This is a genomic window from Arthrobacter sp. 2YAF22_2 (genome assembly GCF_052114645.1).
GTDB lineage: Bacteria > Actinomycetota > Actinomycetes > Actinomycetales > Micrococcaceae > Arthrobacter.
In genome coordinates this window covers 1-14155 of the sequence record NZ_JBFRFD010000024.1, presented here as the reverse complement: position 1 = coordinate 14155, position 14155 = coordinate 1, and the positions used below count along the sequence as shown (strand labels likewise).

Genomic DNA, 14155 nt, shown 5'->3' with positions numbered 1-14155 from the left:
GGACATGACCAGGTCAACGAGGAAGCATTGTTCCGCATGGTTGATCAGATGCGTGAGATCACTTCAACGGCGCAACGGRCAACCCGCAGATCACGCCGGGAGCTGCAGCGGCGGCGCCACCTCCAGGCCTCCGGACCCGTGAAGAACCCGACGGCCCCACCTGATGAAATGCTCCCACCCACCAATGATGTGGCGCCAGCCCGTCCTTTTGACGAGGTCGAGCAGTGGTGAATATCGATGACTACCCGCCGCCGGATCTCTCCCATCTCCAGCCCTGGGCCCAAGCCATGGCTCGACTGCCGGCGGAGGAACGGATCCGGCGCATCCGGGCGGACCGCTGGATCGGCTACCCCTTGGCGGTCCAGACGCTCACCAGGCTCGAAACACTCTATGACTGGCCCGGCAAACAGCGCATGCCCAACCTTCTGCTGATCGGACCGACCAACAACGGCAAGTCCATGATCATCGAACGGTTCCGCCGGCAGCACCCGGCACACTCCACCGCGGATCAGGAACACATTCCCGTCCTGTGTGTCCAGATGCCCTCCGAACCGTCCATCCCGCGGTTCTACACGGCCGTCCTCGCCGCGCTCGGCGCGCCCACGGGACCGCGCCGGCGCGTAGCTGACCTGGAACAGCTCACCCTCGCCGTGCTGCGCCGCGTCGGTGTGCGGATCCTGGTGATTGACGAACTGCACAATGTGCTGGCCGGCCGCGCCGATGTCCGGCGCGAATTCCTGAACCTGCTGCGCTTCCTGGGAAACGAGCTGCGGATCCCGCTGGTGGGGGTCGGGACCCGGGAGGCCTATCTCGCCGTCCGCTCCGATGACCAGCTCGAAAACCGGTTTGAGCCCATGACCCTGCCCCTGTGGGAGGCCAACGCAGACCTGTCGTCCCTGCTGGCCAGCTTCGGCTCCTCCTTCCCGCTGCGCACTCGCTCGAATCTGGCGACCGATGACATGGCCCGCTACCTCCTGACCCGCAGCGAGGGCACCATCGGGGAGCTCACCTCGCTCCTGACCGAAGCCGCAGTAGCCGCCGTGGACAGCGGCGAAGAATCCATCAACCACCGGACGCTGACCCTGGCCGAATACGACGGTCCCAGCGTGCGGCGCCGGAAGTTCGAACGCGAACTCAGATGAGGCCGCCGGAACGCTGGCCTCTGCACCCGGCCCCTGCAGAAACGGAATCGTTGTCCTCCTGGCTCCGGCGGATCGCAGCCAGCTACGGGATGTACTCCTACGAGCTGCTCGAACACGGACTCGGCCACCGCGAACTCAGCGACCCCGAGCTGGATCTGAACCCTCCGATGCACCTGCTCGAAGAGCTCGCCAAGCGCACCGGTCTTGACCAACACCGCGTAAACGCCATGACCATGGCCGGCTGGGTGCCATGGCTCTTCGACGGACTCGCCCCTGCCCCCGACGCCTACGAAACCTATGCGCACCAGCTCTCGGTGCTCCTGCCGCCCAAGCGGCGCATTATCTATACTCCGCGGAAGTGGTTGCCATGGCTCCCGGACTCCGGGGCGCGGCGGGGATGCCCGGACTGCCTGGAATCCGGCCCGACGCTACTGCTCTTCTGGCAATTGCCGCTCATGGCCAGCTGCCCGGTACATGGGCGCCGGCTTGAAACCTACGAAGGACACCCTCCTGACTACGTTTTGTGGAAAACCCCAGCCCATGGCGAGCGGGGGCTTCCGGAGTCGTTGTCCCTCATGGACCGGCGGACCTGGCAGGCGATAACCACCGGTTCCGTCAATCTGCCCCGGTATCCGGTTCACGCGGGCACCTGGTTCCGGCTGCTGCGGACCCTCCTGGACGAACTCACCACAGCCCAGGGACGATATGGCCGACAACTGGACGACGTGCGTCGTGTCTGGGAACACTGCGGACACCCGTTCCGGGCCGGCCTGTATTCGTGGCAACCGTTCGAAACCCTCCATTGGCCGGTCCAGCAGCAGCTGCTCGAAGCAGCAGCCGCCGCAATGGAACTGATCGAAGCCGGCTCACTGGTTGCCCTGGGAACCTCCGCGCACCTCCTGCGCCCCGAACCGAACCCCCGGATCGGCGACGGAACCCGGCCCGGCCCACTGACAGCAACCGCCGCCGTTCAAGAGAAGCCCACTCTCGATGAGCTCTGGAAACAAGCAACGGACGCACTGGAAGTCTGCATCAAGGCAGCCAAAGAAGAGCCGGCCGTCGCGCAGCAGCTCTTCAACTTCGCACGCTACGGATGCCGGAGTGAAGAATCCGTGCGCGGTCTCCGGCAAACCTTCACCGAGCTTCAGATACCCCTCGACTTCCTGTCACACATTGATGAGCGGGGGCCCTTTGCCTGACATAGAATAAATAACGGGTTTTGTGACATATTTCGATTCCGGTCGAATCCGGAATCACGTTGTCACTTAAACGAACGTATAAATGACAAGGGGTCTGGACCATGCTGGTCGGATACATGCGGGTGTCCAAGGCGGACGGGTCGCAAAGCACTGATCTGCAGCGCGACGCGCTCCTGGTCGCGGGCGTCGACCCATTGAAACTTTACGAGGACCACTCCTCAGGCAAGAAGGACGACCGTCCTCAACTTGCAGCCTGCCTGAAGGGCATGAACGCCGGGGACACCCTTTTGGTGTGGAAGCTCGACCGGCTCGGCCGGGACCTGCGGCACCTGGTTAACATCGTCCATGACCTCACCGAACGCGGCATCGGGCTCAAGGTCCTCACCGGGCAGGGCGCTGCCATCGACACCACCACCGCCTCCGGAAAGCTCGTCTTCGGAATCTTCGCTGCCCTCGCCGAGTTCGAGCGCGAACTCATCTCCGAACGGACCATCGCAGGACTCGCCGCCGCCCGTGCCCGCGGCCGTAAGGGCGGCCGGCCCTACAAGATGACCCCCGCCAAACTCCGGCTCGCCATGGCCTCAATGGGAAAACTGGACACGAAAGTCAGCGAGCTCTGCACCGAACTCGGCATCACACGCCAAACCCTCTACCGACACGTCTCACCAACCGGCGAACTGCGCCCGGACGGGCAGAAGCTGCTGGCGCGCTAGCGCAGGTGGACGTCAACACTTTTCCCTGGCAGTCCACAATGCGATCGCGCCGAATAGAACGATTGGAGCCCTAATACCCACCAAGGCGACCCAGCCCTGGGGGCCGTAAATTGCTAGGCGGCTCCGCCGCAGAAACCGCTGATGATCAACGAACGCTCGAACGGTCTTATTGGATAAACCCTCCACAGTACGTCTGCGGTTCGGCCGGCAGGTCTCACCGTCACCCCCGGCGGCATCCTCAGATAGGGGCTCACAGGCTTGTGAAAAAGTGAAATATGCGACGCTAAGGTTTTGCCGGGCGTCGTAGTGGCCTGTATTTGGCGCGGGGCCAGATGTAGTCGCCGGTGAGGTTGATGTGTTCCCAGCCCAGCGGTGAAAGGAACCGCAGGAGGTCCGGGTCGATGTCACCGCTGTTGCTGGTCAGGGTGGCGACGGTGCGGTCGAGGTAGACCGATTGTGTCAACTTGATTGGAGCCCACCGAGACGGCCCGACTGGTACCCAGGTGCGGCCTTGATGCGGTCCAGAAAGCAGGGCCAAGGACGTTGCGACAGTCTTCCGTCGGGTGGCAGCTGCTCGTGGCGCTCAGCGATTAATTGGTAGGAGTTAGCGTGTAGCGAGAAAAGCGCTGGCGTAGACGGGCAGGAAGGCCGACCACAGCCCAGCCCCAGTCCTCGGAGGTTGGTTCAGTTTTTGCAGAAGCTGTGCCTRATGCCTCCGTGCTTAGCCGCGAGCGGTGTCCCGCCTTGGAACACCGCCCGCAGGCTTATCCGCTCAGTATGGTTCGCCCAGACTAAGCCCTCGACTTAGCCGACGCTCGCCGTGAGGCGATGGACAGGCTGATTCCGGCGGCAGCGGCTATTACCGCGCCGACGAAGGACCAAACAATCACTTCCATAGGCCAGGACGGCCCTTGCGATGGATCAAGTCGGGAGGTGTTTATCCCAAACACTTGCGAGCCGATCCAGATGTAGGCAACCACAAGGAGCATGATTGCGCCTAACACTCCGGCGACTATGAAAAGTACCTTCGCAGCCTTGGACATTTTCGCAACTCCTGCTTACTCTTGATCCTGCTTAGGGGTTACAACGGTACGTCAGGTTCAACTGGTCGCCCCAGTACATCCACGGTCGCCATGACTCGAGGTTGTAGGTGCCGGGTTCGAAGACATTGCCCACTACGTGACACAGGTATTGCTCCTGGATTGTACCCGTGAGGTTCCAACCAATTCGACCCAATTTGGTGCGCAACTCGTCCACGTGTGCGTTGTGGGTTGCGAATCCGTTGTAGAACCGCCCCCAGCCCGTTGGGTTGAGATTTACCACTCCTCCTTGTGAAGCGTAGGTGATCCACGGGAGTCCGTCGATCAGGTCCACGCCAGCCCAGGGGTCTGCCACCACCGGATACTTGACGGTTGGGGAGGAATGGTCGACGACCTGTACGAGTTGCCGTCCCTGGACTTCGTAGTGAGTAGGCAGAGCGACGCCAGCCGCATCTTTTGCCCATGGCTTGGCAAAGCCACCGAAGAACGTACCATCCGCTCTCGAGATCGCAACGCTTCCATCCTCATTCGGCTTCATCGCGGCTCCCGCGGGTATGTCGACTCGATACTGGTATCGGGAGGGCGCTGCCGACGATTCGATAATTGTGTGAATGGCGACGGAATTGTCGTCCTGTGGGATGGGGACCGTAGCTGAGCCGTTGCCATTGTCGTAGGACACTACCCCGTTTCCAATGGGTCGCGCTGTCGCCGACTTCTCTGCAAAGGGAAGCCCGATCGAAAGGGACTGGCCCTTCTGGCCAGTTATCTTCACAACACCCGACGAATCGGTCGGCACCTCCACCTTCTTATCGCGAATGCCCTGTTTGCCAAGGGACTGGACGTTTGGAGAAACAGCTGCAATAGCCCTAAGAGCGTTGTCGTCGGGAGCGGCGCCGGCCGGTCCGGCTTGCCCGAGCAACAGCGCGAAGCCTATGGCTCCAACGGTCAGTGACGTGATTTTCCTTCGTAATGTCATAGTTCCCCCAATTGAACTCGGCACCCCCTGTGCCGAGTCGAGTCACCATAACATGTTTGTTTGACGAGGACTTGTCACACCGAATGGCCGTCTCAGATCTGCTGGATTTCCGGTTCAGACGAGTCATTTTTAGGACCGGAATTCCTTCGCCGGAACTTGCAGTCCGCCTATTCTGGTTCGTCCTCAGCAAGTTCGTGACTTATTAGCGGTCTATCAGTTCGATCTAAGGCTGTGTGCAAGTCGGTAGGAGTCTGTGCCGGTTTCGATGATAGTGCCGTTGAACGTGAGCAGGTCCACGCGCCCGTAGCGGAAGATAGTCTTAGGCAGCATCTTTTCGTCGGCGGCTTCGACGAGTTCGTTCACGGGAATCATTCTTTGGTGAAGTTCCGGGATCTCACCTGCCAAGCACAAACTGTCCAGATTGCAAGTCGGTGGATGCCCATTTTTGCGGAAAACCGCGCTAGCGTCGGAAATTTAACTTTTTCACAAACCACCCCAGATAGCGGCCCTATCCGGAAAGCACTTCCGTTTGCAACTAGCACCACACTCCCTCCGGGAGGCTCTGGCCGGACTCGTGACCGGCGGCTGACACTTCCCGGGGCCGGGGCATCTCAAGTGTCAATGCCGCTTCGAAAACACGGGAACCGTTCAGCCGGCCATCAACGGCGTCTTTACGCCCCCAACATGAGCGAGGGCCGTTAGCGCCGGATCCTGTTCCATTGTTCGTGACGGGCCGGATCCGAGAGAATCTTGGGCTGGGCCACGTGAAGCTGTAAAAGGCGTCAGCTTACTGCGCACGAGATGACACAGCAGGCGCCGCATCGCGCGTTTCAACTGCGCTTCCTCCTTAGTCATCTACCCTTTTCGTAGGTAGCCCAGCACCATCGGCACTATGATGGCAACGCCCAGTATCACGGGAATTAGATGGATTACTGGCCCTGTCTGCGGAAGCATCATTCGCACTATGACGGCACAAACGACGCTAGCCAGGAATATTAGGCCTGTTGCAGCAGCTAACTTGCGAAGTCCTTGGGCTCGGGGCATCTCGTACCTTTCAGTGCAGCGGAATCGTTCACGGATCAGCCTTGTTTCAGGTAATCGCGTTTCGAATGATCGGGCCCAACCCAGCGGTGAGACCGCCCAGGCAACTCGCGCCGATACTGGATGCAGAGGTGCTTGATCCGTCAAAGGCGTTCGCTGAACCAACGCCAACGGCAGCAGTTGTGCAACCTCCCACCGCCGTCCCTATTGCGATCCCACCCAAAGGTGAGGTGAACGGTGTGACGGCCACACCGACAATGATGCCAAAAGTAGCCCCCACGAGCGCACCGACCACTGCGCCGAATATGGTGCCGCCCTCGGACGCGAGTCCGGTGGAATCTGTTGCGTTGATGGGGTTACAGCCTGCGTAAAGGTACCTGTTGGCTTCCTGTCCGGAGGGGTCGGGTTGCGTGAAGCGGCCGCGGTAGGGGTTGTAGTAGCGGGCGCCGAATTTGATGCGGTTGCTGGCGGTGTCGTTGTAGCCGCCGGCGTAGGTCCAGGGGTTGGTGGCTGCCTGGGCGCCGGTGCTGGTGGTTTGGCCCCAGGAGTCGTAGGCGTAGGTCGCAGCCGGGGCCTGTGCGCTGTCGGTGAGCAGGATGGTCGAGCCGAGCCCGTCCATCGTGTAGTAGTAGCTGGCCCCGGTGCTGGTGCGCATGCTGATGAGGGTACCGCCCGGGTCCCGGATAAACGAGGTGCTGGCGCCGGCCGTGGTTTGGCGGCTGATGCCGAGGGAGCCGTTGAGGAACGCGGTGGCTCCGGCGGTGAKGCGTTCATCGTTCCGCGGCCCGCTGTAGGTGTAGTTGGCCGTCACTCCGCCGCTGGTGTTGGAGGTGAACTGGTCGAAGACGTTGTAGGCCTGCGTGGTGGCCCCGGCGGCGGTGGTGTTGCCGTTGGAGTCGTAGGCGTACGTGGTCGCCCCGGACGGTGGTGCGGCGCAGGTGCCGGCGCTGGCTCCGGACCAGCAGAGCTGGTCGGCGGCGTTGTAGGCGTTGTAGACGTTGCCGGTGCCGGTCTTGGTGTCCAGGGTCCGGTTGCCGTTCTTGTCGTAGGCCCAGGTCTCGGTCGTGGCCCCGGTGATAGCGGAGGTGAGCCGGTTGACCGGGTCGTAGCCGTAGGTAGTGACAGCGCCTGCCTGGTCGGTGACGGTTTTGCGCAGTGCCCCGTCCTTGGTGCCGTTAGCGGTAAAGGTGTAGGCCCGTTTGGTCAGGACCGTGCCACCGGTGGTGGTCGCGGTGATGGACGTAGTCCTGCCGGCCCCGTCGTAGACGGTGGTGTTCTTCACCCCGTTGGGGTAGCTGGTCGTGGCGCGGCGGTCAGCGTTGTCGTAGCCGAAACCGGTGCACCGGGTGCTGTTCGGAAACACGGGTGTGGCCGGGCAAGACCCGCCGGGTTCGGCCAGGGTGACGAGCCGGTTCGCTGCGTCATAGCCGTAGGTCACGGTCCCGCCCGGGTCGGTGAAGCCGGTGACGTTCGACGCCGCATCATAGGTGACCGTGGTCGTGACCCCGCCGGTGGTTTTGGACTTGGGACGGTTCTGCGCGTCGTAGGTGAAGTCGGTGTTCCCGGTATCGTCCTGGCTCCGGGTCAGGTTCCCGCGGGTGTCGTAGGCGTAGGAGACGCACTTGCTGGCGCAGTTGACGCCCTTGTCGATCTGGATCAGCCGGTCGTTATCGTCGTAGTCGTAGTGGGTGACCTGGCCTTTGCCGTCGGTGGAGGTGATCAGCCGGGAGGCATCGTCGTAGACGTTCGTCACGGCGCCGAGCGGGGCGGGGTAGGTGATCTTGGTGGGCATGCCCAGGGCGCCGTAGGTGTAGCTGGTGACGTTGCCGTTGYCGTCGGTGGACTTACAGACCTGTCCCTTCTTCGCCCCGCAGCTGGACCCGGCTGCGTCGCCCTGGTAGTTCAGTTTCGGTGTCCCGCCGGCCCCTCCTCCTGCCCCGGGGGTGGTGGTCTGGGCCTTGTTGTTGGTGTTCGCGTCGTAGCTGTACCCGGTGGTCTGGTTCTCACTGTTCACCGAGGAGGTCGGCTGGTAGTTCGAGAGCGGGTTCCCGGTGTTGGACGGATACGCGAACGTCGTTTCGGCCCCGGCGGCCCCGCCGGCGGGGTTGGTGACCTTCGTCAGGGAGTTGTTCGCGTTGTACGCGTAGGTCGTGGAATTGCCCAGCCCGTTCAACGAGGTGAGCCGATTGTCGTGCCCGTCGAAGGTCCCTTGGGTGGTGTGGCCGAGCGCGTCGCTGACCTTCGTGACCTGGCCCGAAGAGTTGTACTCATAGCTCGTGGCATGGTTCAGCGGATCCGTCCCCTTCGAGACGGTTGCGGACGGGTAGCTGTACCCGTAAACGCTCTGGACCGGCTTGCCCGTGGCGTAGGTCGCCTGCGTGAGCTGCTTCGACGTGCCGTCATAACCCAGGGTCGTGACCGTGCCCGCGTCGTCGGTGACCGTTGTCAACCGGTTCCCCGGCGCCCCGTAACCGAACGACATGACCTCCCCGGCGGCGTCGCTGATCTCGGACATCGCACCGCCCGGCCCGAAATACTCGAAATAGATGTCCCGGGACAACGCATCATCGTGGATCTGCGAGGGCTGCTCCGGGTTGTTCGCATCGTTGTAGGAGAAGGTGACCGGCCGGCCGCCGATGGTGTCGTTGATCGTGGTGAGCCGCCCGGCGGCGTTGTAGGTGTAGGTGATCCTGTTCGGCGCCGTCGGGTTCTGATCATTCTGGTATGCGAGCCGGAACGTCGAGCCGGCGAGCTGGTATTCGTTGCTGAAGCCGGTGTCGTTGAAGCGGATCGTCACCGCCGTCGAGGAGAACGTGGTGATGGTCGCATTCAGGCCGCGGGGCATCGTCCACGCCCCGGCTCCTGCGGGAACGAACTTGTAAGCGCCGCCGTCCGGGGCGATGTAGGTGACCGAGTTATCGGTGCCGACCGTGACAGCAGATTCCGCGGTTCCCACCGACAGTGTGGGCCTGGCGTCGTTGAGCGAGTTGTACCGCCAGCCGATGCCAAGGTCCACTCCGGCGCCTTTGACGTGCAGCAACTGACCGGCCAGAACCACGTTGCCGTTCGTCGGGTTCCACGAGACAGTCGTCCGGTCCGTGAGGTGCCGGGTAACCATCGATGCCGCGGACCGGTTACCCGACTTACTCGCATCTGGCCCGGAGGCCGGTGGCAGCACCATCGGCGACATCCCCAGAGCGGGTAACGCGGCCGTCTGGCCCGTCCGGAAAGGGGCTCGATGCTCTAACGAGGACGGTGCGCGGCCCGGCGGCTTCACCGTCGCCGGTGCGGCCACGGCCGCGCCCGCCGGCACAGTCACACCGCTGAGAACCACGGCGGAAAGAACAAGACCTGACAGAAGAGACCGTAAAGCAGCCATGCTGCGCCCCCAATATGATGTGCTCCCCAGTGAGCATCCTTGCGCTCCCCAGTGAGCACAGGATGATCATCAGCGACAACACTCTCAAATTGCAATACACGAACCCCAGAATTTTTCCAAACCAGTGAAAAACCCGGCCGTCCTGCTTCACCGGCGACCCCGCCGTCTCCTGATCGGGGCAGTGCGCGGCTGCGCGGCGATTGACTCCTCCCGACACCCGGAAGGGCCTCTCAACCCCTAGCGCAGAACACTTCTGACATTCAGTGCAGACGACTGCTGAAAATGACAAAAGATTCGGTGCACGCCAAAATTTTGTAGCGAAACCCAGTGCCGATTTCTATGTGCCTGTTCTTCTGATGGTTGACGGGTATTGGTACATTTGAGCGCATGGGACATCTGTTGGGCTACGCCCGGGTATCGACCGGGGACCAGGACGCGGCCCTGCAGCAGGACGCGCTAAAGGCGGCCGGCTGCTACCGGATCTTCACCGACACGGCTTCCGGGTCCCTGGAGTCCCGCCCTGAACTGACGAAGGTCCTGGACCAAATCCGGCCAGGGGACACCCTGGTCGTGTGGAGGCTGGACCGGCTCGGCCGATCCATCCGGCACCTGATCGACCAGCTGGCCGATCTCCAGGAGCGCGGCATCGGTTTCCGGTCCCTGCAGGAGGCAATCGACACCACATCCTCAGGCGGACGTCTCATCTTCCACGTGTTCGCAGCCCTTGCCGAATTTGAGCGGGATCTGATCCGTGAACGGACCAACGCAGGGCTTCAGGCGGCGCGGGCTCGCGGGCGCGTTGGAGGCCGGCCCCCCCTGTTGACCAAGGACAAACTCCGGACCGCCCGCCGGATGTATGAGCAGAAGGACATGACGGTCGAGAAAATCGGCGAGGTTCTGGGCGTCAGCCGGACCACCGTTTACCGGGCACTCCGGCGCGAGCCGGCCCCTGCTGCGCCGCGGCGGCGTTCAACAGCCACACAGAAAACAGTCCGGTGACTGCCGGAGGCAGCGGCACCCTCGCCGGGGACACTGCCTCCATGCCTGATCAGACAGCGTTGGTGCGCTGGCAGATCCTGCGCCGGCATATCGAAGAGGGTGTGCCGCTGACGACCCTCGCGGCACACGAAGGCATCGGGCTTCGGACACTGCAGCGCTGGCACGCGGCCCACAAACGCGACGGCATCGACGGACTGGCCACAGCCAACCGCGGGACCACCCGACGCAGGAGCACCCCCGAGCTGGTCGCACTCATTGAAGGCCTGGCCCTGGTGAAACCGCCTCTGCCTATAGCTGCCATCGCCCGCAAAGCCAACCGCGTCGCCGCCGGCCACGACTGGCCGCCCCTCTCCTACAGCACGGTCCGCTCCATCACCACGGGCCTTGACCCCGGCATGAGAATGCTCGCCCAGAAGGGAACGGCCGCCTACCGGGACACCTACGAACTGGCCTGGCGACACCGGGCCGAACGCCCCAATGCCATCTGGCAGACAGACCACACCGAACTGGACATCCTTGTCTTGGACGCAAACCTGAAACCCGGGCGTCCGTGGCTGACCACGATCATGGACGACTACTCCCGCGCGATCTGCGGCTACATGCTCTTCCTTGGAGCACCGTCCGCCCTGAACACCGCGCTGGCACTGCGGCAGGGAATCTGGCCCAAGAACGGGGCCGGGTGGCCGATGTGCGGGATCCCCGACATCCTCTACGTCGACCACGGCTCAGACTTCACCAGCAACCACCTGGCCCAAACCGCGAAGGACCTGCACTTCGAAATCACCTACTCAACGGTCGCAAGACCCCAAGGGCGGGGAAAGATCGAACGGTTCTACGGCACCATTAATACGGAACTGCTGACCGAACTGCCCGGACGCCTGGCCCGCGGCCACCCGCAACCGGTGCCGGTACTGACACTCAAGGAGCTGGACACGGCGATCAGCCGTTTCATCTCGGAGGACTACCACCAGCGCGAGCACCCCGAGATCAGGACAACACCGCATGATGCCTGGGTAGGTGATGGCTGGCTGCCCCGGATTCCGGCATCCATGGACGATCTGAACCTGCTCCTGTTGACCGTGGCCAAACCCCGCATCGTCCACCGCGACGGCGTGCACTTCCAGGGACTCAGATACGTCTCGCCGCTCCTCGCCGCCTACGTCCGCGAACCCGTCGTTCGCTACGACCCGCGGGATGTGACCGAGATCCGCGTCTTCCACAAGAACCAGTTCATTTGCAAGGCCGTGGACCCCGCCCATGAAACCTCGACGCTGACCCTTAAGGACATCCAGGCTGCACGATCGGCGCGCCGCCGGGAGCTGCGCGGACAAGTCAACCAGCGCATCGCCGTCGTGGCCCGGCACCTGCCGGACCTGGCATCAGCGAAACCGGCTCCCGCCCCGGTCCCTGACGATCAACGCACAAAGCGCCCGAAGCTACGCACCTACCTGGAGGACGACCGATGACACCACAAAGCTTCATCGCCACCAAAGAGCACCGCCGGTTCGCCGAGTTCGCCGACGCAGTGCGCCGCCAGCACACCATCGGCATCTGCTACGGCCATGCCGGCATCGGAAAGACCCTCTCCGCCAAGCGCTACGCAAACTGGCACAAGGCAGAGAACCTCATAGGACAGTGGGGTCCCCGGGACGACTCCGACTACCAGATCTACGCGGCCCTGGCCCGGGCACGCACCGTCTTCTACACCCCTGCCGTTCTCACCTCACCCAAACAGATCCACGCCGACCTCGAGCACATCAGCACCCGCGTATCGATCTGCGTTGACCAGCACCTCGAAAAAATCGGCAAGAAAACAGGACCGCACACCCGCACCGGCAAGCATGTTGAGCTCCTCATCATTGACGAATCCTAGCGCCTCAACGCCACTGCCCTGGAGCTGCTGCGCGACCGCTACGACCGGGACAACATCGCCCTGATCCTCATCGGCATGCCCGGGATTGAAAAATGGTTCAGCCGCTACGCACAGCTCTACAGCAGGGTCGGCTTCGCCCACGAATACCGCCCACTCGCACAGGAAGAACTGAATTTCGTCCTGGAGCGCCGATGGCACAAACTCGGCCAAACCCTGGATCCGGAAGACTTCACCGATGCCCAGGCCATCGCCGCCGTTGCCCGGATCACCCGAGGCAACTTCCGCCTCATCGACCGACTCTTCACCCAAATCGAGCGAGTCATGAAAATTAACGAACTCAGTACCATCACCGACGACGTCATTGAAGCTGCACGCTCAACCCTCGTCATCGGAATCAGCTAGAACCGCCAAACCGAGCTGTGAAAAAACCGCCAGTCCGGACTAACAGTCACAAGCGGAGTCCCGTAAGACCCGTCCGGTGGCTTGGCCGGTGAGGGTGTGCTATGTGACACACTATTTTTCATGTCTGAAATACTGGTCGGCTACGCGCGCGTGTCCACCGAGGCGCAAGACCTCACGGCGCAGCGTGATGCCTTGGCTGCCCTCGGCGTTCAGTCTGAACGAATCTATGTTGACCACGGCTTTACTGGCACAAACAAGAACCGGGCCGGACTTCGCGAAGCCCTGGCCGCGTGCCGGGCGGGGGACACCTTCGTCGTCACGAAACTTGACCGCCTGGCCCGTTCGGTCCGGGATGCCCACGAAATTGCAGATGATCTCGCTAACCGCGGAATCAAACTCAGCATTGGTGGATCCGTTCATGACCCCGCTGACCCGATGGGCAAACTGCTGTTCAACGTGTTGGCGATGATCTCCGAGTTCGAAGCCGACCTCATCCGCATGCGCACCCGTGAAGGAATGAAGGTTGCCAAGGCCAAAGGCCGGCTACGGGGGAAACAGCCGAAGCTCACGGTCAAACAGGAAGACCACCTCCTCGAACTGCACGCTGCGGGGAATCACAGCAAGGCAGAGCTGGCCGAGCTGTTTGGCGTCGGTCGCTCCACTGTCTACCGGGCAATTGAACGTGGGCAACGCAGTGCGCCTGAACCCAAACGCCCCTGAAAACCAGGGTGCATAGGAGTCTTGAGCAAGAGTTGCGAATCGTGCCGGAAAGTACTGAAAATTCAACGCTCAATACTGGCCTGAACAACCTAGGAAACACGCAGCGCACCCGCAAACGCACGCAGTATCAGCCCACGAGCTCCAACTGGACTTCCCGCGAGACGATGTCCGAGGACACGACGCGCACCCGGACCTGGGTGCCGGACTCCAACTCGCCGGGGCAGCGCGCCGTCACCGCCGGCTCGGCGATCTGCACGATCCCCGACGGGCCGGTGCCGTTGGCTTTTCCGTTCCCGTTGGCTCTCCCGTTCCCGATTGCGGCGGCCGCGCCACCCTTTGCCGGTTTCGAGCCCGAGATCACCACGGCGTCAAACTCCTGCCCGACGTGGTTGATCAGCAGCGCGGCCTCCACGGTGTCCAGGGCAAGTCGCTCCAGGCGTGCCGCCAACTGGTCCGAGGCCGCCATGATGGCCGGCAGCGAGGGAAGGGCTTCACGGGCCCAGCCCGGAACCTCGGCCCCGTTGGAAAGGGCCTCGCAGATGACCAGGACGAAGCGGTCGATCAAACGCCGCAGCGGGGCGGTGGAGTGGGCATACGCGGCGCCGATGGCCGACTGGATGGCGTCCGCAGGGACGTCGCCGTCGAACGGGGTGTAGCCGGCGCCACGGAAG

The 14155-nt window shown here is 62.7% G+C and carries 8 protein-coding genes and 5 pseudogenes; 8 read left to right on the top strand and 5 right to left on the bottom strand.

Features of this window, described 5'->3' with window-relative positions:
• From AB4Y86_RS02305 to AB4Y86_RS02290, 4 genes and pseudogenes are all read left to right on the top strand, one after another.
• Positions 1-231, top strand: a pseudogene (locus AB4Y86_RS02305) (Mu transposase C-terminal domain-containing protein); the annotation flags it as partial.
• Positions 225-1142, top strand: coding sequence for a TniB family NTP-binding protein (locus AB4Y86_RS02300; protein ID WP_441399817.1), 918 nt, complete (start codon positions 225-227; stop codon positions 1140-1142). The pseudogene AB4Y86_RS02305 and the gene AB4Y86_RS02300, both read left to right, overlap by 7 nt.
• On the top strand, positions 1139-2341 hold the full coding sequence (locus AB4Y86_RS02295; RefSeq protein WP_441399816.1) for a TniQ family protein: 1203 nt from the start codon (positions 1139-1141) through the stop codon (positions 2339-2341). Before AB4Y86_RS02300 ends, AB4Y86_RS02295 begins: the two co-directional genes overlap by 4 nt.
• Before the next feature lie 101 nt (positions 2342-2442).
• On the top strand, positions 2443-3054 hold the full coding sequence (locus AB4Y86_RS02290) for a recombinase family protein (protein WP_441399815.1): 612 nt from the start codon (positions 2443-2445) through the stop codon (positions 3052-3054).
• Positions 3055-3337: 283 nt separating this feature from the next.
• On the opposite strand, the pseudogene AB4Y86_RS02285 reads toward AB4Y86_RS02290, so the two are convergent.
• The 4 genes and pseudogenes from AB4Y86_RS02285 to AB4Y86_RS02270 form a co-directional block, all read right to left on the bottom strand.
• Positions 3338-3529, bottom strand: a pseudogene (locus tag AB4Y86_RS02285) (Tn3 family transposase); the annotation flags it as partial.
• A 599-nt stretch (positions 3530-4128) separates the two neighbouring features.
• On the bottom strand, positions 4129-5013 hold the full coding sequence (locus tag AB4Y86_RS02280; RefSeq protein ID WP_441399814.1) for a DUF2599 domain-containing protein: 885 nt from the start codon (positions 5011-5013) through the stop codon (positions 4129-4131).
• 270 nt (positions 5014-5283) lie between these two features.
• Positions 5284-5433: pseudogene (locus AB4Y86_RS02275) on the bottom strand (hypothetical protein); the annotation flags it as partial.
• 727 nt (positions 5434-6160) lie between these two features.
• Positions 6161-9229 carry an RHS repeat domain-containing protein gene (locus tag AB4Y86_RS02270; RefSeq protein ID WP_441399813.1) on the bottom strand — a complete coding sequence of 1023 codons (3069 nt, stop codon included), beginning with the start codon at positions 9227-9229 and terminating at the stop codon, positions 6161-6163.
• Positions 9230-9877: 648 nt separating this feature from the next.
• On the opposite strand from AB4Y86_RS02270, the gene AB4Y86_RS02265 reads away from it, so the two are divergent.
• From AB4Y86_RS02265 to AB4Y86_RS02250, 4 genes and pseudogenes are all read left to right on the top strand, one after another.
• Entirely contained in the window at positions 9878-10489 is a 612-nt protein-coding gene (locus AB4Y86_RS02265) for a recombinase family protein (RefSeq protein ID WP_441399812.1), read from the top strand.
• Between the two features lie 41 nt (positions 10490-10530).
• Complete coding sequence (locus tag AB4Y86_RS02260) at positions 10531-11955, top strand: Mu transposase C-terminal domain-containing protein (protein ID WP_441399811.1); 1425 nt, start codon at positions 10531-10533, stop codon at positions 11953-11955.
• Positions 11952-12764, top strand: a pseudogene (locus tag AB4Y86_RS02255) (AAA family ATPase). The gene AB4Y86_RS02260 and the pseudogene AB4Y86_RS02255 overlap by 4 nt, the downstream one beginning before the upstream one ends.
• Before the next feature lie 120 nt (positions 12765-12884).
• Positions 12885-13484 carry a recombinase family protein gene (locus AB4Y86_RS02250; RefSeq protein WP_441399810.1) on the top strand — a complete coding sequence of 200 codons (600 nt, stop codon included), beginning with the start codon at positions 12885-12887 and terminating at the stop codon, positions 13482-13484.
• 127 nt (positions 13485-13611) lie between these two features.
• On the opposite strand, the pseudogene AB4Y86_RS02245 reads toward AB4Y86_RS02250, so the two are convergent.
• Positions 13612-14155: pseudogene (locus AB4Y86_RS02245) on the bottom strand (RNB domain-containing ribonuclease); the annotation flags it as partial.